Raw genomic sequence first — 18,943 nt, 5'->3', positions numbered from 1 at the left:
CCGCGAGGAGAACCCGATGTCCAGACGCACGCGCGCGATCGGCTTCCTGACCATGAGCGCGGCCGCCGGAGTGATCAGCGGTCTCGTCTTCCTCGCCGCGGCCGAACTGACCGCCCTGGTGATCGCCAGGGAGAGCAGCCCGCTGCTGGCCGTGGGCTCGTTCGTGATCGACATCGTGCCGAGGCCCCTGAAGGAATACGCGATCACCACGTTCGGCGCGTACGACAAGATCGTGCTCCTGGGGAGCCTGGGGCTCGCGGTGGTCGTCGCGGCGGCCCTCGCTGGAGTCGTGCAGTACCTTCGGCCGCCCCTCGGCGTCATCGCGCTGGCTGTCGCCGGAGCCCTGTCGCTCGCGGCGATCGTCACCCGGGCCGGCGCCACTCCGCTGGCTTTCGTCGTACCCGTCGTGGGGGCGGTCGCAGGCGCGATCATGCTGCACCTCATGGTGCGGCGCCTGCGCGCATGGCGCGCGGCCTCTGGCGTCGCCCGAGGTGAGACCGAGCATCCCGCCGACCCTGCCGAAGTCGTTCCCGAAGTCGTTCCCGCCGCCGTACCCGCCGCCGTTCCCGCCGCACTGGGCAGGCGCCGGTTCCTCCTCCTGGCGGGCATCACCGGCGTCTCGTCGCTCCTGGTCGGTGTCGGAGCACGCCTCGTGAGCGCGGCGACGTCCTCCATCGACGCCGCGCGCACGGCGCTGCGCCTCCCATCGCCCCGCACGACGGTGACCATCCCGCCTGGCGCCGATCTCGGCATCCCGGGCCTCACTCCCCTCGTGACCGCGAACGCCGACTTCTACCGCGTCGACACGGCCCTGACCGTGCCGGCGGTCGACCCCGGCACGTGGCGCCTGTCGGTCACCGGGATGGTGGATTCTCCGGTGCAGCTGTCGTTCGACGACCTCGTCGGCATGGGCGTCGACGAGTACGCGATCACGATGACGTGCGTCTCGAACGAGGTCGGCGGCCCGCTCCTGGGCAACGCGATCTGGCTCGGCGTGCCGGTGCGGGACGTGCTCGCCAAGGCGGGCGTGCAGGCGGGCGCCGACATGGTGCTCTCGCGCAGCGTGGACGGGTTCACTGCGAGCACCCCGCTCGCCTCGCTCACCGACACCGACCTCGACGCGATCCTCGCGGTCGGCATGAACGGCGAGCCACTGCCGCTCGAGCACGGCTTCCCCGTCCGGATGGTGGTGCCGGGCCTGTACGGCTTCGTGTCGGCGACCAAGTGGCTCACCGAGTTGAAGGTCACCACGTTCGCCGCCGACCAGGCGTACTGGACGCCGCGCGGTTACAGCGATCGTGCGCCGATCAAGCTGTCGTCGCGCGTGGACACACCGCGCTCGGGGGTGCCGGTGCCTGCCGGCACGGTGCCGATCGCCGGGGTGGCGTGGGCGCAGACGGTCGGGATCGAGCGGGTGGAAGTCTCGATCGACGACGCACCGTGGCAGCCCGCGACGCTGTCCGCCCCGATCAACGCCGACACCTGGGTGCAGTGGCGTCTGGACTGGGACGCCTCGCCGGGGGTGCACTACGTCGCGGTGCGCGCCACCGACAAGAACGGCACCCTGCAGATCGAGGAGCGCGCACCGATCGCGCCCAACGGCTCGAGCGGGTGGCAGCGCCAGCTGATCACCGTGAGCTGAGCCCGAGCCGGAGTCATCCAGCGCTCGACTAGCGTTGACGCGTGAGCATCGACGACACTCGGTCATCCAACGGCGCAGCCGCCGACAGCGCAGCATCCGACAACGGTTCCGCGCCGTCGCACAGCATCTCCCCTTCCCAGCCGGGCGCGATGCCCGTCGCCGCTCGGGGCTCTTCGATCCGCACACACCACGGTGACGAGTTCGACGATCCGTACGAGTGGCTGCGCGACAAAGAAGATGCCGGAGTCCTGGCGCATCTGGCCGCAGAGAACGCCTACACCGACGCCCGCACCGCGCACCTTCAGCCGCTGCGACAGAGCATCTTCGACGAGATCAAGGGCCGCACGCTCGAGACCGATCTGTCGGTGCCGTCTCGGCGCGGCGAGTGGTGGTACTACGGTCGCACCGTCGAACGGCAGCAGTACGGCATCCACTGCCGCGCTCCGATCGCGGGCCCCAACGACTGGACACCCCCTGAGCTCTCGCCGGAGGTCGCTGTTCCGGGCGAGCAAGTGCTGCTGGACGGCAACATCGAGGCCGACGGGTTCGAATTCTTCTCGCTCGGCGCCTTCGACGTCTCGGACGACGGCCGGCGCATGCTGTTCGCCGTCGACACCACCGGCGACGAACGGTACACCGTGCGCGTCCGCGACCTCGAGACCGGTGAGACGCTGCCCGACGTGATCGCCGACGTGTTCGCGGGTGCGCAGTTCTCGCCCGACGGGGCGACGATCATCTACTCGACGGTCGACGACAAGTGGCGCCCCGACACCGTCTGGCTCCACACGGTGGGAACGGATGCCGCGGCCGACGTGCAGCTCTTCCACGAGCCCGACGAACGGTTCTGGCTGGGGGCGGGCTTCACACGCAGCGACCGCTACCTCGTGATCGGGATGGGCTCGTCCATCACGTCGGAGGAGTGGCTCGTGCCCGCCGCCGACCTGACGGCTGAGCCGCAGGTCGTCTGGCCTCGTAAGGAGGGCGTGGAGTACTCGGTCGATCACGCGATCGTCGAGGGCGAAGACGTCCTGCTCATCCTGCACAACGAGCATGCCCTGGACTTCGAACTGGTGCGGGTCGCCGCATCCGATCCTCAGGGTGAGCGCACCGTGCTGCTGGCGCACACTCCCGGCACACGGCTGCTGGACGTCGACTGCTTCCGCGACTTCGCGACGATCGAGTACCGCCGCGGGGGGCTCGCTCGCACGGGGCTCCTCGACTACCGCACGGGCGCCGTTGACGAGCTGGAGTTCGACGAGCCGCTGTACACGGCGGGGTTCGGCGGCAACCGCGAGTGGGCGCCGAAGCTGCTCCGGCTCGGGTACGACTCGTTCGTCACGCCCAATACGGTCTACGACTACGACCTGGCGACCCGCCATCTGCTGCTGCGCAAACGCCAGCCGGTCCTGGGCGGATACCAGCCCGGCGACTATTCGCAGGCGCGCGTGTGGGCCACGGCGCAAGACGGCACGCAGGTGCCTATCTCGCTCGTATGGAAGCGCTCGTTCGGCGAAGTGGGCGCCACCCCGCGCCCGGTGCACCTGTACGGCTACGGCTCGTACGAGTCTTCGATCGAGCCCCGGTTCTCGGTCGCCCGCCTTTCCGAGCTCGACCGCGGCGTCGTCTTCGCGGTCGCGCACGTGCGCGGCGGCGGCGAGATGGGCCGCCAGTGGTACGAAGACGGCAAGCTGCTGCACAAGCGCAACACCTTCACTGACTTCGTGGATGCTGCGTCCCACCTCATCGCCGAGGGCTACACGACGCCCGACCGCCTCGTCGCCGAAGGCGGCTCGGCCGGGGGCCTGCTGATGGGCGCCGTCGCGAACCTCGCCCCCGAGCTTTTCGCGGGGATCCTCGCCGAGGTGCCGTTCGTCGACGCCCTCACCTCGATCCTCGACGAGGATCTTCCGCTCACCGTGATCGAGTGGGACGAGTGGGGCGACCCCCTGCACGACCCCGACGTCTACGCGTACATGAAGTCGTACTCGCCGTACGAGAACGTGCGCGCCGTCGAATACCCGAAGATCCTCGCGGTGACGTCGCTGAACGACACCCGTGTGCTGTACGTCGAGCCTGCGAAGTGGGTCGCGCGCTTGCGTGAAGTGGGCGCCGATGCGCTCCTCAAGTGCGAGATGGCCGCCGGGCACGGCGGCGTCTCGGGTCGCTACAACGCGTGGAAGGAGCGGGCTTTCGAGCTCGCCTGGCTGCTGGGGGTCCTCGGTCTCGCGGAGGGGTGAGCCCCGGCATCCCGTCGCCCGCCGTCCCGCCCGCCTCGGTCGCTCGCACCAGCACAGGAGAACGCGCCGCCACAGGACGATGTGCACCTATACGTCCTGTTGTGGCGAGCTCGCCTACCTCGGTGCGGCGGTGTCCGAGGGCGACCACGGCGCATCCCCCTCAGCGGTGCAGGCCCTGTGCGATCGCAGCTGACACCATCGCCGTGACGTACTCGGGTTGAAAGAGCACCTGGTAGTAGTCGAATCGCAGCACGGTGTAGCCGCGCAGTGCCAAGCGGGCGTCGGCGCGCAGGTCGCGCCTGCGCTCTTTCGCTCGGTGGTGGGCGAAGCCGTCGAGCTGCACCGCGAGGTGCTCGCCGATGAGCGCATCAAGAGGGTGACCGTCGATCCGCACCTGCTGCACGACCCTCACCCCGAGCCCGCGCATCAGCACCAGGAACCGTGTTTCGATGCCCGAGTCTGACAGTTGCGATGCGATCGCTGCCATCCGTTGCGCCGCGGCGGTCCGCCATTCGATCCGAGCGAGCACGCCCGGCGCGATCTTCTTCTGCCTGATCGCGGACTCCCACACCGCGAGCGCATCGGCGGGCGGCACGCAACGTGCCACATGATGCAAGACATTGATGAGGGGATCACGGAGCGCGGTCGCGGCCACCGGTGAGGGGCCCCGCGACCAATGCACGCGAACGCCCTCCGCATCCAACCGCGAGGCGGTCGGCGCTACTGCGAAATGAAGCTCGGAATGCTGGGGTGTCCAGAGCTTCAGTCTCTTCGCCTCGGTGAGACAGGTGGATCGGCCGCTCAGCTCGGCGGCCCGACGAAGCTGCGAATCGCACCCCGGAAGAGCAAGCCATGATCGGCGCACACGTTCGAGGTCGCCATCACCTACGGCGGAACGCATCGCGTGCAGGGTGAAGCCGGCTGCCTTTGCCGCCGACGAGTGGCCGATGCCACCATTGGTGGTGACCCATTCGACGAGATCTTCGCAAGAGCGCATGCACTCGAGAGTGCGGTGATTCCGGCATCCGATGCTCCCGTCCGAAAGAAGCCGTGGAACAATCGGCGACTGCCGCACCCTGAGGAGGAATGGAGCCGGTGCCCGGGTACGCCGACGCCGACGCCGACGCCGAGGCCGGAGAACACACCGCGACAGGCGCTTCGTCCGGAAATCTTCCTGTGGTGGCAATTTCTCCTGCGCCGGAGCTGAAGGGAACTCAGCCGAACAGCGCCGCGGCCTCTTCGTAGCGGTACAGCGGCACGGTTTTCAACTCGCCAAGCGCTTCGGCGAACGGCACCCGGACGATGTCCGTGCCACGCATCGCGACCATCTGGCCCCACGCGCCGTCCACGACCGCATCCGCCGCGTGCAGCCCGAGCCGCGTCGCGAGCACGCGGTCGAAGCCGGACGGTGAGCCGCCGCGCTGGATGTGACCGAGCACGGTGGCCCGGGTCTCGATGCCGGTGCGGCGCTGGATCTCGGGGGCGAGCACCTCGCTGATGCCGCCGAGGCGCGGCCGGTTGAACGCGTCGAGCCCCTTATCGCTGTAGGCCTCCTCCATGCCGGTGAGGGTGAAGCCCTCCGACACCACGACCAGCGGCGCACGGCCGCGATCGTGCGCCTTCGTGACGAGGTCGACGATCTCGTCGATCGACTGGGGCACTTCGGGGATCAGGATGGCATGCGCGCCCGCCGCGATCCCCGCGTGCAGGGCGATCCAGCCGACGTGGCGGCCCATGACCTCGGCGACCATGCACCGCTGGTGCGAGTCGCCGGTGGTGCGGAGGCGGTCCATGGCGTCGGTCGCGATGTTGACGGCCGTGTCGAACCCGAACGAGTAGTCGGTCGCGCGCAGATCGTTGTCGATCGTCTTCGGAACGCCGAGCACGTTGATGCCGTCCTTGGACAGACGGTCTGCCGCCGCGAGGGTGCCCTCGCCGCCGATCGCGATGATTCCGTCGATATGGTGCCCGTAGAGCGTCTTGGAGATGTTCTCCGCACCGCCGCGCGGACCCTCGTAGGGATTGGTGCGGCTGGTGCCGAGGATGGTGCCTCCGACCTTGGACAGGCCCTTCACCTCGTGGCGCGTGAGCGGGAAGAAGTCGCCGTCCACCACACCTCGCCAGCCGTCGCGGATGCCGACGAACTCGATGTCGTAGCCCGTCGTCCCCTTCAGGACCACACCGCGGATGACCGCGTTCAGGCCGGGGCAGTCGCCGCCGCTGGTGAGGATGCCGATCTTCATGCTGTGGTCCTTGCTGTCGGGTGAACAGGCCGGCGCCGTTGCCTGCTCCGACACTATCGCCGGATGCTGTTCCCCGCGACGCCGCAGGCTCGGGCCGGGCTAGGCCGCCCCGAGAGCCTGCCGCAGCAGATGCATGAGCGCCGACAGCTGCACCGAGTCGCTGGACTGCGGGTCGACCGCATCGCCGTCGAGTGCCCGGGCCGCGAGCCCCTGCTTGGAGTCGATGAGCTCGGCGATCTTGGTGTCGATCGTGTGCGCGGCGACGATGCGCCACGCGGTCACGGGCTCGTCCTGGCCGATGCGGTGCACGCGGTCGATCGCCTGGGTCTGCTCGGCCGCCGTCCACGACAGTTCGGCGAGCACGACGTTGGACGCCGCCTGCATGTTCACGCCGACTCCGGCAGCGGTGAGCGAACAGACCGCCACTCCGACGTCGGGATCGTTGTTGAACGAGTCGATGGCCTGCTGACGGGCCGCGGTCGTCTGATCGCCGCGCAGCGAGACGGTGCGCACACCGGCCGCCGCGAAGTGCGCCTCGGCGGCATCCATCACGTCGATGTGCTTCGCGAAGAACACGACCTTGCCCACCGAGCGCTGCAGCTGGACGGTGTAGTCCGCCGCGAGCAGCGACTTGGCCTGACCGATCTTGCGCACCATCGTGAAGACGTTGTCGCCCCCCGTGCCCGCTGCCTTCGACTCTTCGAGCTCGCCGTTCGCGACGAGGCGCACGATGTCCTCGTCGGGTCCGTCGAACACCTGGACGCGCTCGCCGCGCGCCTGAATGATCCGGCGGTACTTTGCCGCCAGCCGTTCGCCCAGCTCGTGCTCGGCCTGCCGGATGGACTTGCCGAACTCGTCGTCCAGCTCGACCGGAAGGTCGGCGATGAGCTTGTCGGGCAGGTCGGCCGCAACATCCTTCTTCTTGCGCCGCACGATGCCCATCGAGATCACGGCTTCGCGCGCCTCAGGATAGAACGCCTTGTCTGCCGGGGTGAGCCCGGTCTGGTCGAGGCGTGCCATGAGCTCGGGACCGGGCTTCTCGCCGGTGGTCCACCCGAGGAAGCGCCAGATCGCGTCGAAGTCCTCGACGTCGTTGATCAGTGGCGTTCCGGTAAGGGCGAGCAGGAGCGGGTCGCGGACCTGCTCACGGATGCGGGCGCCGAGCGCCAGCACATTGCGCGAGCGCTGCGATGTCAGGTTCTTGATGAAGTGGGCCTCGTCGACGACCATGCCCTTCAGGCCGATCGAGCTCAGCCACGCGAGGTGCCTGTCGAGGATCTCGTAGTTGACGATGAACACGTCGGCGAAGGCGTCGATGTCTTCACCGTCGCCCTGGATGACGGTGGCGCGTCGTTGCGGCGTCCAACGCTCGACCTCGCGCGCCCAGTTCATCTTGACGACGTTGGGGACGACGGCCAGCAGCGGGTAGGCACCCGCGACGGATGCCGCGATCACCGACTCCGCGGTCTTGCCGAGGCCCGGCTCATCGGCGAGGAGGAACGTGCGGTGCCCTTCGCGCACCGCCTCGAGGAAACGCGACTGGTGCGGCATGATCTCGAGCCCGCGCGGCGAGAGCCGGTCGAACTCGGGAACGGGCGGGAGTTCCATGGATGCTGCCGACCCGCCGGCACCCGTCTCGAAGGCCTTGTAGAGCGGACCCATGAGCTCCCAGCCGTCGAGGCGACGACGCGGGGTCTCTTTCGGCGGGCGCGCGGTGAGGTCGGGCGCGAGGAACGGGTTGGCGGTCTGACGCGCCTCGATCGCCGGCGGGACGACCTGGCGCTCGGCGAGCGCGGGCGGAACGACGGTGGTGGGCGCCGGAGCGACGTCGGTGATGATCAGCTCGTCGTCGGGGAGGTCAGCCCCCGACTCGAGGAGCCAGTCGCGGCGCATGCGCCGGGCGACCGGCGAGGCCGCCTGATCCACCTCGAGCAGCTGGATCAGCGACGTGTCGCGCGCCGCGGTCTTGGCGAGGATCGTCGCGACCCCGTCGAGCCGCTTGAGCAGCTCGACGCGCGCGCCGTCGGTGATCTCGGTGTCGGCCTTGACCCGAGCTCGCTCCTCGCGCACGAGGAAGGCGATGACCTGGAACTTGACGCGGTTGGTCGGGCCGAGCTTGCCCCGCTGCGCCTTGGCTTCGACCTCGCGCACCTTGCGGGCGAGGATCGGGATGATCGGGGCCTCGTCGTCACGACGAGAGGTCTGCGGCTTCCTGCGCCGCTGCGCTGCCCTCTGGGCTGCGGGTGCCGTGGTCGGCATGCTCCTCCTGAGCTGTGTGTGCCGGATGGCCCGGCGATCGCCGGGCGGGCCGGGAAGATCTGAGTGACCCGTGGGCGACGATGATGCCGGGCGCGGGGCGGGGCTTCACCGATGTGATGTGCATGAACCCGCTTCAGCGAGATGCGCCGTCACCCGATCGTTGCCCCGCATCCAGTCTAGAGCATTCGGGCCGGTCAGCCCCAGAGCACACCGATGATGTCGTCCGTGTAGCCGGGCGGGTCGACGGTGATCCATGCGGTCGTCACCCAGCCGTTGCCACGGAGGAAGTGCGTCTCCCCGCGGTGCACGATCGTGTCGTCCTGGGTGACCGAGTCCTGCTGGAACGTGCACGGCACGCCGGACAGGTGATCGCTGCAGTCGAAGCCGGCCGCCCGGAGCGCCTCGAGGATGCTCGCCGACGTCGCCGCATCGACGATCGTCACATTCGTCGACAGCCCAGATGTCGACGGCACGCCCCACGAGCAGCGGATCGTCGGTGCGCCGGAGTTCAGCACCTCGAGGGTCTCGGCCTGCTGCGACGAGTACATCGTCACGCCGGGGTCGTTCAGCGGCGGCACCTGCTGGTCCAGCTCGGCGAGCATGGCGGGCGAATAGAGCTGCTCGCACGCAGTCGGGAGGGCGATGTCCGCCGAGCCGGCGGTCGCCGATGCCGACGGGGCGGCCGAGGTCGGTGCGCTCGATCCCGATGCGCGCCATCCCGATGCGGACGACGATGGTGCCGATGTCGATGAGACCGATGGCGCCGGCTCGGGCACGCAGCCGGCGAAAGTCGCGATGGCGGCCAGAGCGAGGATGCCGCAGGCCGGGCTGTGCCACGCGGCACGGCGGGTCGTGGGCATTCGTCCTCCGTTGTCGGTCGTCTTCCGACCATACCGACGATGCCCGCCCCCTTTCCGCCTGCGACACGGTACCGCTACCGGATCGACAGGCCGGCCCGGGGCCGAAGGCCCCGCGCCGGAGTAGGTTGGCCAGACGATGAGCGACGCGAAGACGGACAACGACCGACGCCAGCCGATGAGCCGGGAACAGCGTCTGGCCCTGATCATCGCGATCCTGGCGTCGTTCGTCTCGTTCCTGGACGGCACCGTCGTGACGGTGGCACTGCCAGCCATCCAGAACGACCTGGGCGGCGGGCTCACCACCCAGCAATGGGTCGTAGATGCCTACCTGATCACCCTCGGTGCGCTGATCCTGGTCGCCGGATCGCTGAGCGACGTATACGGCCGGATCCTCATCATCCGGATCGGCCTGATCCTCTTCGGCATCACTTCGATCGCGATCGCCGCGGCGCCGTCGGCCGAGTTCCTGATCATCGCGCGGGCGTTGCAGGGCGTCGCCGGAGCACTGCTCGTGCCCAGCTCGCTGGCGCTGATCACCTCGAACTTCCGCGGCCCCGCCCAGGCCAGGGCGATCGGCATCTGGACGGCCGCCACGACGAGCGCCATGATCGCGGGTCCCCTGCTCGGGGGGCTGTTCGTCGACCTCCTCTCGTGGCGGTACGTGTTCGTGATCAATGTGGTGCCGATCGCGGTCGCGATGTGGCTGCTCGCAGTTCTCGGACACCGCGACTCCCCACGCGGCAGCGGTGTGAAGCACCGAGCGAAGATCGACTGGGTCGGCGCAGCCTTGTGCACGGTCGGACTGGGCGGCTCGGTCTACGCGCTGATCGAGCAGCCCACGCTCGGCTGGAGCTCACCGCAGATCTGGATCCCGCTCACGGTCGGCGTGCTGTCATTCGCCGGGTTCCTGGTCCGTCAGGCGTTCGCGCGCGAGCCCATGATGCCGCTTGGACTCTTCCGCATCCGCAACTTCTGGGCCGGCAACGTCGCCACGGCGTTCATCTACGCCGCGCTCTCGCTGAACGGCTTCGTCGTCGGCGTCTACCTTCAGCAGGGCGCGGGGCTACCCGCGACCCTGGCGGGCCTCGCGACGCTTCCGGGCACTTTGCTGATGATCGCGTTCAGCTCCCGAGTCGGCACGCTGGCCGGCCGGTGGGGGCCACGACTGTTCATGACGATCGGCCCCCTCATCATGGCGGTCGGCGCCGTGCTGCTCCTGACCGTCTCGAGGGAGTTCTCGTACTGGACGCAGGTGCTGCCAAGCGTCATCGTGCTCGGCGTCGGCCTGGTCGTCACGGTCTCGCCGCTCACCTCCGCGATCCTCGGCTCGATGGATCCGTCGCGCTCCGGCATCGCCTCAGCCGTGAACAACGCGGTCTCGCGCATTGCCGGCCTCCTCGTCATCGCCACGCTCGGCGCGATCGTCGGCGGCGCGCTGGATCTGACCGGACTTCACCGCGCAGCGATCGTCACGGCGATCTTCTTGGCCATCGGCGCCGTCGTGTCGTTCGCCGGCATCCGCAACCCGCCCCGTTCCGCGCCCGCCGCGGTGATCGAGTAGCGAGCGCCAGCGAGCGTATCGAGATCCCTTGGACAGACGTAGTGCGTCGGCTCGGGGGTCTCGATACGGCGCTGGCGCGCCTACTCGACCACCGCGCGAGGCGGCGGTGGCCTCAGAGCATGCTCTTGGTGTGCCAGACGGTCTTGGTCTCGGTGAACCCGGTGATCCGCTCGAGGCTCGGGGCCCCAGCATCCGTGCCCTCTTCCGGCGGCAGCACCCGCTTGAGGGTGTCGGCGGCCGCGATCTGAAGATCGACCCAATCCAGAGCGGATGCTCCGACCAGATCGAGTGCGTTGACATCGGCGTGGGAAGCGAGCCAGGGTGCGATCTCGGCGGGTGAACCGGTGAGGATGTTCACGACTCCCCCGGGCACATCCGAGGTCGCCAGCACCTCGGCGAGCGAGATCGCCGACAGGGGGAACCTCTCGCTGGCGACGACGACGACCGTGTTGCCGGTCACGAGCGGCGGGGCGATGGTCGAGACGAGACCGAGGAGGGATGAATCCTGCGGCGCGATCACCGCGACGACGCCGGTCGGCTCGGGCACCGAGATGTTGAAGTACGGGCCGGCCACGGGGTTGGCGTTGCCGGCGACCTGGGCGTGCTTGTCGGTCCAGCCGGCGTACCAGACCCACCGGTCGATCGCCTCGTCCACCTGGGCGGCCGCGCGCGACGCCGAGACCCCCTCGACCGGCACGATCTCGTCGATGAACTGCGCGCGACGCCCTTCGAGGAGCTCGGCGATGCGGTAGAGCACCTGACCGCGGTTGTACGCGGTCGCGCCGCTCCAGCCCTTCACGGCGCCGCGGGCGGCGACGATCGCGTCACGCGCATCCTTGCGCGACGCCTGGGCGGCGTTCGCGATGAAGTCGCCCTTGGCCGTGACGACCTCGTACGTGCGTCCGGATTCGCTCCGCGGGAACGCTCCGCCGATGTACAGCTTGTAGGTCTTGGGGACAGCCAGCCGTGTCATTTCGCCACCGCCCTGCTCGAGGGGTGCGCATCGCCGGGTTTCGTTCGCGGGGCGACGGGATGCGACGCGGATGCTGCGGGTGCCAGGTACGCCGCGAGCCCCTGCTTGCCCCCCTCGCGTCCGTACCCGGACTCCTTGTACCCGCCGAAAGGCGAAGCAGGGTCGAAGCGGTTGAACGTGTTCGCCCAGATCACCCCGGCACGCAGTTTGTCGGCGACGGCGAGGATGCGGCTGCCTTTGTCGCTCCAGATGCCCGCCGACAGCCCGTAGGGGGTGTTGTTGGCCTTGGCGACCGCCTCGGCGGGGGTGCGGAACGACAGCACCGACAGCACGGGGCCGAAGATCTCCTCGCGCGCGATGCGGTGACTGGTCTGCACGTTCGTGAAGATCGTGGGCACGAACCAGAAGCCGTTGTCGGGGATGACGCACGGGGCGCTCCACCGCTCGGCGCCCTCGGCCTCGCCCGCGTGGGACAGCTCGCGGATCCGGTCGAGCTGCTCGCGGGAGTTGATCGCGCCGATGTCGGTGTTCTTGTCGAGCGGATCGCCCAGGCGCAGCGTAGACAGGCGCTCCTTGAGCCGGTCGACAACCTCGTCGTGGACCGACTCCTGCACGAGCAGTCGGCTTCCCGCGCAGCACACGTGACCCTGGTTGAAGAAGATGCCGTTCACGATGCCCTCGATGGCCTGGTCGATCGGGGCGTCGTCGAACACGATGTTCGCCGCCTTCCCGCCGAGCTCGAGCGTGACCTTCTTGCCGGTACCGGCGATCTGCTTGGCGATCGCCCGGCCGACGCCGGTCGATCCGGTGAACGCGATCTTGTCGACATCGGCTCCGACCAGAGCGGCACCCGTGTCGCCCGCGCCCGTGACGATGTTGACGACGCCCCGCGGGAGGTCTGCCTGCTGGAGGATCTCGGCGAAGATGAGCGCCGACAGCGGCGTAGTCTCGGCGGGCTTGAGCACGACGGTGTTGCCCGCGGCGAGCGCGGGAGCGATCTTCCACGCGAGCATCAGCAGCGGGAAGTTCCACGGGATGATCTGCCCTGCCACGCCCAGCGCGCGCGGGTTCGCCCCGAGCCCGGCGTAGTCGAGCTTGTCGGCCCACCCCGCGTAGTAGAAGAACCAGGCGGCCACCAGCGGCACGTCGACGTCGCGCGCCTCTTTGATGGGCTTGCCGTTGTCGAGGCTCTCGGCCACGGCCAGCTCGCGGGCGCGCTCCTGCACGAGGCGCGCGATGCGGAAGAGGTACTTGCCGCGATCCCGTCCGCTCAGCTTCGACCAGGTCTTGTCGTAGGCGCGTCGGGCGGCCGCAACGGCGGCGCTGACATCCGACTCATCCGCCGAGGCGATCGTCGCGATGTGCGACTCGTCGGCCGGCGAGATCGTGGCGAACGGGGTGCCGTGCCCCTCGACGAACTCACCGTCGATGAACAGGCCGTACGCGTCGCGCAGCTGCAGGATCGACCGCGACTCGGGGGCGGGGGCGTATTCCAGAAAGGTCATGTGTGTTCAATCCCGTCGATCGCCTGTGGGTCAATCACCTGTTGGTCAATCACCTGGTGGTTAATCAATCGTCACGTAGTCGGCGCCGGAGTAATGACCCGACACCATCTTCTGGCGTTGCAGCAGCACGTCGTTGAGCAGGCTCGACGCTCCGAAGCGGAACAGGTGCGGCTGCAGCCATTCCTCGCCGACGGTCTCGGCGACGGTCACCAGGTACTTGATCGCGTCCTTGGAGGTGCGGATGCCGCCGGCCGGCTTCACACCGATCTTCTCGCCGGTCAGCCGGTGCCAGTCGCGCACGACCTCGAGCATCAGCAGCGTCACGGGTAGCGTCGCGGCAGGCTGGACCTTCCCGGTCGAGGTCTTGATGAAGTCGCCGCCGGCGAGGATCGCGAGCCATGACGCGCGCTTGACGTTGTCGTACGTGGTGAGCTCGCCCGTCTCGAGGATCACTTTGAGCGACGCGGAGGTTCCGTCGGGGCGACGGCAGGCTTCCTTCACGCGCGCGATCTGATCGAACACGAGCCCGTAGCGACCGGCGAGGAAGGCGCCGCGATCGATCACCATGTCGATCTCGTCGGCACCGGCGGCCACAGCATCCGCAGTGTCCTGCAGCTTGATCGCGAGCGACGCGCGGCCGCTGGGGAACGCGGTGGCGACGGCGGCGATGCTCACGAGACCGTCGTCGGGATCGCCGTGTGCGGCGCCCAGGGCGGCGACGGCGTAAGGGACCATGTCGCCGTACACGCACACGGCCGCGACGCGCGGACACGTCGGATCGGCGGTGTCCGGTCGCAGCGCCTTGGCGACGAGCGAGCGGACCTTGCCCGGGGTGTCGGCACCTTCGAGCGTGGTGAGGTCGATCAGCTTGATGATCTTGTCGATCGCCCAGCGCTTCGAGGTGGTCTTGATCGAGCGGGTGCCCAGTGCCGCCGCGCGTTGCTCGAGGCCGACGGCGTCCACGCCGGGAAGGCCTTGCAGGTAGCGACCCAGCGTCGCGTCGTCGGGTTTGCCGCCGAGCAGCTCGACCGCGCGCTCGGGGAGCGTCTGCAATTGCGTGCGGCTCATCGGGGCTCCTGTGTCTGGACTGGATGTTCGGGCTGAATGAACCCGGGGGTGGAATCGATCGTACGGTGGCACCCTGGGGGTATCTACGGGTGTCCGCGGCCTCAGGTGAGGGCGCTGCGCGCCTTGGCGACGTCGTCGGTGATCTGTGCGATGAGCGGCTCGATCCCCTCGAACGCGACCATCCCCCTGATCCGCGCGACGAACTGCACCTCCACGAGGTGACCGTAAAGATCCAGTCCGACCTCGTCCAGCACGTAGGCCTCGACCTGACGCATCTCGACATCGTCGAAGGTCGGGTTGCGGCCGACGCTGATGGCGGTCGGGTAGCGGATGCCGGAGCGCAGCGCACCTTTCGGGCCCTCGTCGACGAGCCAGCCGGCATACACGCCGTCGGCGGGCACGAAACCCTCCAGCTGCGCCGACAGGTTCGCGGTGGGAAAGCCCAGTTCGCGGCCGCGCTTGGCGCCGTGGACGACCTCACCCCACACCGAGGGCGTCCGCCCCAGCAGCTTGCCCGCCGCCTCCACGTCGCCCCGCGCGAGCAGCTCGCGGATCCACGTCGACGAGACGCGACGGTCGTCGTCGATCGCACGCACATCATCGACGACGTCCACGGCGTACCCGTACTTCGTGCCGAGCTCGCTCAGCAGTTGCGGCGTACCCGCTCCCCCGTGCCCGAATCGGAAATCGGCCCCGACCAGTACCGTGCGCACGCCCAGTGCCCCGACGAGCACGTGCTCGACGAATTCGGTGGCCGAGAGGTCGGCCAGTGCGCGGTCGAAGGTCAGCATGAGAGTCGCATCCACGCCCGCCTCGGCGAGCATCTGCAGCTTCTGGGTGACGCCGATGAGGTTCTCGGGCGGGGCCTCCGGGCGCAGGACACTGAGCGGGTTGCGATCGAAGGTCACTGCGACGACGCGGGCGCCGCTGGCCGCAGCATCCACCCGCGCGCGATCGATCACCGCGCGATGCCCCGCGTGCACGCCGTCGAACTTGCCGATCGCGACGACCGAAGGGCCGAATCCGGCCGGGACTTCGGCTGGATCGCGGAAGACGATCATGAGGCCACCCGTATGGCGGCGTCCTCTGCCGCAGCGCCCTCGTGCAGCGGCGGATGCCTCACGAGCCACCAGATTCCCAGGAACGGCAGCACGAGCGGGACGAAGAGGTAGCCCATGCCGTAGAACGACCACACGGTCGATTCGGGAAAGAGATCGGGTCGGATGACGCTCAGCGTGCCGATCACGAGAACCCCGACGAGCTCGAACGAGATGGTCACCCACGCGACGCGGTACCAGGCCCTGGAACGCGCGAACACCAGCGCGAGGGTGGCGACGATGTAGACGACCGCCGAGACCGCCGACAGAGTGAAGGCGAGGGGCGCGTGGTCGTAGCGCTCGATGATCTGCACGAGCGATCGGCCGAACGCGCCGAGCGCCAGGATGCCGTAGACGATGACGAGGACGCGTCCGACGCCGGACATGCGGCGGCTGCGTCTTTCCGAGGGGCGGGAGGCGGGAGACATGACCACTCAATCCTACGGCGGCTGCGACGCCGGGCTTCCGGATGTCCCGGAGGTGAGGGCTCAGGCGATCTGCACGGTCCAGATGACCTGCATCCGCCACACCATGATGGCGACCGCGAGGGCGGCGATGCCCATGATCACGGTGCTCCATCTGCTCCGCTCCAGCAGCGCCCACCCCACACCCGCCACGGGCAGCAGCACCGCCGAGACGAGGTAGACCCAGAACTCCAGCAGGCTTCCGGTCGGCGGGTTGCCCGCCAGTGGCGAGACGATCGCGATGACGACCTGGGCGATCAGAAGCAGTTCGAGCAGCGCGAGCGCCCCGACGGACAGGTCGCTCGGACGCCGGCCGACGAGGCCCAGTACGACGCACAACAGCCCGCCCAGAGTGGCCACGGCGACCTGGAGATAGGTGAACCAGAGGATCACGCGGTCTCCTCCGGCGGCAGATTCATGGCGCTCTTGACGTCGCCGCCCCGCTTCTCGACGACGCCGACGAGCGACCCGAGCGGATCGATCGCGGCAGCCTGGGCACTCGAGCCGACCATCCGGCTCGCCGCGCCCGGCAGCCGCTTGCCGTGGCGGAGGTCGCGCGCTTCCTCCGCGCTCACCTCGAGGCGCCCGAGCACGAGGGCGGCGATGTCGGCGGACGGCTGAAGCGCGTCGAGGGCGATCGCGTCGATGGATGCCGCTTCCGACACCGGGATCGGACCGATCCGGGTGCGACGGAGCGCGGTGAGGTGCCCCCCGACCCCCAGCGCGGCGCCGAGGTCGCGTGCCAGCGCGCGGATATAGGTGCCGCTCGTGCAGTCGACCACGACGTCGAGGTCGATGACGCCGTCGGAGCGCCGCTCGGCCCGCACGTCGAACCGCGACACCGTCACCGTCCGCGCCGCCAGTTCGACGTCCTGACCGGCCCGCACCAGGTCGTACGCGCGGCGCCCGGCGACCCTGATCGCCGACACGGTGCTGGGCACCTGCGAGATCGCACCGGTCAGCGCCGCCACGCCCCCCCGGATCTGCTCCGAGGTGACCGCGGCGAGGGTCGCAGCATCCGCCCTCGTCTTTTCGACCCCTTCGGCATCGTCGGTGTCGGTCGCCGACCCGAGCCGGATCGTCGCTTCATAGGTCTTGTCGAGGCCGACGACGAAGGTGAGCAGGCGCGTGGCCGGCCCCACCCCGAGCACGAGCAGGCCCGTGGCCATCGGGTCGAGGGTGCCGGCGTGCCCGATCTTGCGGGTGTTCAGGGCCTTGCGTGCGCGCGCGACGACGTCGTGGCTCGTCATCCCGCCCGGTTTGTCCACGAGCAGGATGCCGGTGGGTGCCGGCATCAGCAGTAGTCCCCGAAGATGCGGATCGGATGCTCGAGATCGCTGTTCTCCACGATCGCCGAGGCCGCTTCCCGCGGCTTCGCCTCGCGCAGATACAGCTCCTGGCCCTGGCGGTAGCGCGCGTTCGAGCGCGCATCCGGGTCGGGTGAGCTGCCGTCGCGCGGGGCCATGCGCGCGTACGCGACCCCGAACGGCACTTCGAGCCAGAGCGACCAGTGCCAGATCCCCTTCAACTCGGGGCGGTGGAGGAACACCCCGTCGACGATCAGGATCGCGTCGGCGGGGGCGGTCACCCACTGCGACTGCGTGGGGGTGTCGCGCCCCAGATCGAATGCGGTCAGCTGGAAGCCGGTCGTTGCCCCCGTCTGCGCACCATCGCGGAAGGGGTCGATCAGCACTCGACGGAATGTCGAGTAGTCATACGAATCGGCGTAGAAGCCTTCCGGCGAGTTCCGACCGCGGGCATATCGCTCCGCGCGCGGGCGGTGGAAGTCGTCGATCGACGCGCGGTACACGGCGGCGCCCTCTTCGGCGAACGCCTCGGCCAGACCGTTCGCGAAGACCGTCTTGCCCGCGCCGTCGATTCCGTCGACGGCGAGGATCACGCGGCCGCCGCGGTAGTTCAGGCGCGCCTCGTCGCGCAGCGACCGCCACAGCGTGGTGACAGGAGTCGTGGGAAGGCGCATGCCTCCAGCGTAAAGCCGCGGCGGGCCCCGCAGACTGCGGTGACAGCCGATGAGCGGTGACAACTCCGGTGGAACTCGACCGGAGGAACGCGCGTTCCGCGCCGTTGCGGCCCTGCGCGATTCATCACGACGGAATCCACCGGAATTCTCACCGCCGCCGCACGCATAGGCTGGCTCGCATGCCCGACCTGGCGACGCCCCTCATCGCCTGGTACCGCACCGCCGCGCGCGACCTGCCGTGGCGGCGCCCGGGATTCGGCGCCTGGGGCGTGCTGGTCAGCGAGTTCATGCTGCAGCAGACGCCGGTCAGCCGCGTGGTTCCGCATCTGGAGGCGTGGCTCGCCAGATGGCCGACCCCCGCAGCGCTGGCCGCGGATGCGCCCGCCGAAGCCGTGCGCCAGTGGGCCAACCTCGGCTACCCGCGCCGCGCCCTGTGGCTGCACAAGGCTGCCATCGAGATCGTCCAACGGCACGGCGGCCGGGTTCCCGCCGATGTCGACGCGCTGCTCGCGCTCACCGGCATCGGCGACTACACGGCCCGCGCTGTGGCGGTCTTCGCGTACGGTCAGCGACACCCGGTCGTCGACACGAACACGAGGCGCGTCCTCGCCCGCGCGATCGACGCCAAGGCCCAGCCCGACCCGCCGTCACGCCGCGACCTCGTCGCCATGACCGCGATCCTTCCGCACGACGTCGCCGCCTCGACGATCGTCAACGCCGCCACGATGGAGCTCGGCGCGACAGTGTGCACCGCGCGCACCCCGCGTTGCGAAGAATGCCCGATCTCCGGTGCATGCGCCTGGCGGGCGGCCGGCTACCCCGACACCGGCGACCGCCGACGTCGCCAGGCCCGCTACGAGGGCAGCGACCGTCAGGCGCGGGGTGCAGTGCTCAGGATGCTGCGGGATGCTGCGCCCGCCCCGATTCCCCTCGCCCAGGTCGTCGCGGACTGGCCTGACGCACGTCAGCGCGACCGCGCGATCGACTCGCTCATCGCAGACGGGCTGGCGGAGGCAACCGAGGATCTCCTTCGGCTGCCCCATTGAGGGTCAG

General features: G+C 69.3%; 16 protein-coding genes. 4 read left to right on the top strand and 12 right to left on the bottom strand.

Going from position 1 to position 18,943, the window contains the following annotated elements; translation table 11 throughout:
- Positions 1-16: 16 nt before the first annotated feature.
- Together ACFE6Z_RS06525 and ACFE6Z_RS06520 are read left to right on the top strand one after the other, a co-directional pair.
- Positions 17-1,642 carry a molybdopterin-dependent oxidoreductase gene (locus ACFE6Z_RS06525; protein WP_375384895.1) on the top strand — a complete coding sequence of 542 codons (1,626 nt, stop codon included), beginning with the start codon at positions 17-19 and terminating at the stop codon, positions 1,640-1,642.
- Positions 1,643-1,791: 149 nt separating this feature from the next.
- The gene (locus ACFE6Z_RS06520) at positions 1,792-3,879 is read left to right on the top strand and encodes a S9 family peptidase (RefSeq protein WP_375385006.1); all 2,088 of its coding nucleotides are present in this window, start codon (positions 1,792-1,794) and stop codon (positions 3,877-3,879) included.
- Between the two features lie 160 nt (positions 3,880-4,039).
- Here ACFE6Z_RS06520 and ACFE6Z_RS06515 read toward each other — a convergent pair whose 3' ends face one another.
- The 4 genes from ACFE6Z_RS06515 to ACFE6Z_RS06500 form a co-directional block, all read right to left on the bottom strand.
- Positions 4,040-4,474, bottom strand: coding sequence for a DUF559 domain-containing protein (locus ACFE6Z_RS06515; RefSeq protein WP_375384894.1), 435 nt, complete (start codon positions 4,472-4,474; stop codon positions 4,040-4,042).
- A gap of 619 nt (positions 4,475-5,093) precedes the next feature.
- Positions 5,094-6,122, bottom strand: coding sequence for an ATP-dependent 6-phosphofructokinase (locus tag ACFE6Z_RS06510; RefSeq protein WP_375384893.1), 1,029 nt, complete (start codon positions 6,120-6,122; stop codon positions 5,094-5,096).
- A gap of 99 nt (positions 6,123-6,221) precedes the next feature.
- Positions 6,222-8,381: a DEAD/DEAH box helicase gene (locus ACFE6Z_RS06505; RefSeq protein ID WP_375384892.1), complete on the bottom strand. Its 2,160-nt coding sequence runs from the start codon at positions 8,379-8,381 to the stop codon at positions 6,222-6,224.
- 194 nt (positions 8,382-8,575) lie between these two features.
- Positions 8,576-9,241, bottom strand: a complete 666-nt coding sequence (locus tag ACFE6Z_RS06500; RefSeq protein WP_375384891.1) for a hypothetical protein — start codon at positions 9,239-9,241, stop codon at positions 8,576-8,578.
- Between the two features lie 136 nt (positions 9,242-9,377).
- On the opposite strand from ACFE6Z_RS06500, the gene ACFE6Z_RS06495 reads away from it, so the two are divergent.
- Positions 9,378-10,802, top strand: coding sequence for an MFS transporter (locus tag ACFE6Z_RS06495; RefSeq protein WP_375384890.1), 1,425 nt, complete (start codon positions 9,378-9,380; stop codon positions 10,800-10,802).
- Between the two features lie 112 nt (positions 10,803-10,914).
- Here the strand turns inward: ACFE6Z_RS06495 and ACFE6Z_RS06490 are convergent, their stop codons facing one another.
- From ACFE6Z_RS06490 to ACFE6Z_RS06455, 8 genes are all read right to left on the bottom strand, one after another.
- The gene (locus ACFE6Z_RS06490; protein WP_375384889.1) at positions 10,915-11,775 is read right to left on the bottom strand and encodes an aldehyde dehydrogenase family protein; all 861 of its coding nucleotides are present in this window, start codon (positions 11,773-11,775) and stop codon (positions 10,915-10,917) included.
- Positions 11,772-13,280, bottom strand: a complete 1,509-nt coding sequence (locus tag ACFE6Z_RS06485; RefSeq protein WP_375384888.1) for an aldehyde dehydrogenase family protein — start codon at positions 13,278-13,280, stop codon at positions 11,772-11,774. The genes ACFE6Z_RS06490 and ACFE6Z_RS06485 overlap by 4 nt, the downstream gene beginning before the upstream one ends.
- Before the next feature lie 60 nt (positions 13,281-13,340).
- Positions 13,341-14,348 (bottom strand): deoxyribose-phosphate aldolase, encoded by a 1,008-nt coding sequence (gene deoC / locus ACFE6Z_RS06480; protein ID WP_375384887.1) that lies wholly within the window; start codon positions 14,346-14,348, stop codon positions 13,341-13,343.
- Between the two features lie 101 nt (positions 14,349-14,449).
- Positions 14,450-15,409 carry a bifunctional riboflavin kinase/FAD synthetase gene (locus ACFE6Z_RS06475; protein ID WP_375384886.1) on the bottom strand — a complete coding sequence of 320 codons (960 nt, stop codon included), beginning with the start codon at positions 15,407-15,409 and terminating at the stop codon, positions 14,450-14,452.
- Positions 15,406-15,873 (bottom strand): hypothetical protein, encoded by a 468-nt coding sequence (locus tag ACFE6Z_RS06470; protein ID WP_375384885.1) that lies wholly within the window; start codon positions 15,871-15,873, stop codon positions 15,406-15,408. Before ACFE6Z_RS06470 ends, ACFE6Z_RS06475 begins: the two co-directional genes overlap by 4 nt.
- A 60-nt stretch (positions 15,874-15,933) precedes the next feature.
- Positions 15,934-16,302, bottom strand: a complete 369-nt coding sequence (locus ACFE6Z_RS06465; protein ID WP_375384884.1) for a hypothetical protein — start codon at positions 16,300-16,302, stop codon at positions 15,934-15,936.
- Complete coding sequence (gene truB / locus ACFE6Z_RS06460) at positions 16,299-17,204, bottom strand: tRNA pseudouridine(55) synthase TruB (protein ID WP_375384883.1); 906 nt, start codon at positions 17,202-17,204, stop codon at positions 16,299-16,301. The genes ACFE6Z_RS06465 and truB overlap by 4 nt, the downstream gene beginning before the upstream one ends.
- Complete coding sequence (locus ACFE6Z_RS06455; protein ID WP_375384882.1) at positions 17,204-17,890, bottom strand: uridine kinase; 687 nt, start codon at positions 17,888-17,890, stop codon at positions 17,204-17,206. Before ACFE6Z_RS06455 ends, truB begins: the two co-directional genes overlap by 1 nt.
- Before the next feature lie 179 nt (positions 17,891-18,069).
- Here ACFE6Z_RS06455 and ACFE6Z_RS06450 point away from each other — a divergent pair, with 179 nt between their 5' ends.
- Complete coding sequence (locus ACFE6Z_RS06450) at positions 18,070-18,936, top strand: A/G-specific adenine glycosylase (protein WP_375384881.1); 867 nt, start codon at positions 18,070-18,072, stop codon at positions 18,934-18,936.
- The last annotated feature ends 7 nt before the right edge of the window (positions 18,937-18,943 follow it).

Source organism: uncultured Microbacterium sp. (genome assembly GCF_964244775.1).
Classification (GTDB): domain Bacteria; phylum Actinomycetota; class Actinomycetes; order Actinomycetales; family Microbacteriaceae; genus Microbacterium.
This window is presented reverse-complemented; position numbering and strand designations above follow the sequence as displayed.

Excerpts from the sequence above, each read along its gene's own strand:
- ACFE6Z_RS06450 (WP_375384881.1), top strand. The coding sequence starts at position 18,070 with ATGCCCGACCTGGCGACGCCCCTCATCGCCTGGTACCGCACCGCCGCG.
- ACFE6Z_RS06485 (WP_375384888.1), bottom strand. The coding sequence starts at position 13,280 with ATGACCTTTCTGGAATACGCCCCCGCCCCCGAGTCGCGGTCGATCCTG.
- ACFE6Z_RS06505 (WP_375384892.1), bottom strand. The coding sequence starts at position 8,381 with ATGCCGACCACGGCACCCGCAGCCCAGAGGGCAGCGCAGCGGCGCAGG.
- ACFE6Z_RS06520 (WP_375385006.1), top strand. The coding sequence starts at position 1,792 with ATGCCCGTCGCCGCTCGGGGCTCTTCGATCCGCACACACCACGGTGAC.
- ACFE6Z_RS06475 (WP_375384886.1), bottom strand. The coding sequence starts at position 15,409 with ATGATCGTCTTCCGCGATCCAGCCGAAGTCCCGGCCGGATTCGGCCCT.
- ACFE6Z_RS06470 (WP_375384885.1), bottom strand. The coding sequence starts at position 15,873 with ATGTCTCCCGCCTCCCGCCCCTCGGAAAGACGCAGCCGCCGCATGTCC.
- ACFE6Z_RS06455 (WP_375384882.1), bottom strand. The coding sequence starts at position 17,890 with ATGCGCCTTCCCACGACTCCTGTCACCACGCTGTGGCGGTCGCTGCGC.
- ACFE6Z_RS06525 (WP_375384895.1), top strand. The coding sequence starts at position 17 with ATGTCCAGACGCACGCGCGCGATCGGCTTCCTGACCATGAGCGCGGCC.
- ACFE6Z_RS06495 (WP_375384890.1), top strand. The coding sequence starts at position 9,378 with ATGAGCGACGCGAAGACGGACAACGACCGACGCCAGCCGATGAGCCGG.
- ACFE6Z_RS06500 (WP_375384891.1), bottom strand. The coding sequence starts at position 9,241 with ATGCCCACGACCCGCCGTGCCGCGTGGCACAGCCCGGCCTGCGGCATC.
- ACFE6Z_RS06490 (WP_375384889.1), bottom strand. The coding sequence starts at position 11,775 with ATGACACGGCTGGCTGTCCCCAAGACCTACAAGCTGTACATCGGCGGA.
- truB (WP_375384883.1), bottom strand. The coding sequence starts at position 17,204 with ATGCCGGCACCCACCGGCATCCTGCTCGTGGACAAACCGGGCGGGATG.
- deoC (WP_375384887.1), bottom strand. The coding sequence starts at position 14,348 with ATGAGCCGCACGCAATTGCAGACGCTCCCCGAGCGCGCGGTCGAGCTG.
- ACFE6Z_RS06510 (WP_375384893.1), bottom strand. The coding sequence starts at position 6,122 with ATGAAGATCGGCATCCTCACCAGCGGCGGCGACTGCCCCGGCCTGAAC.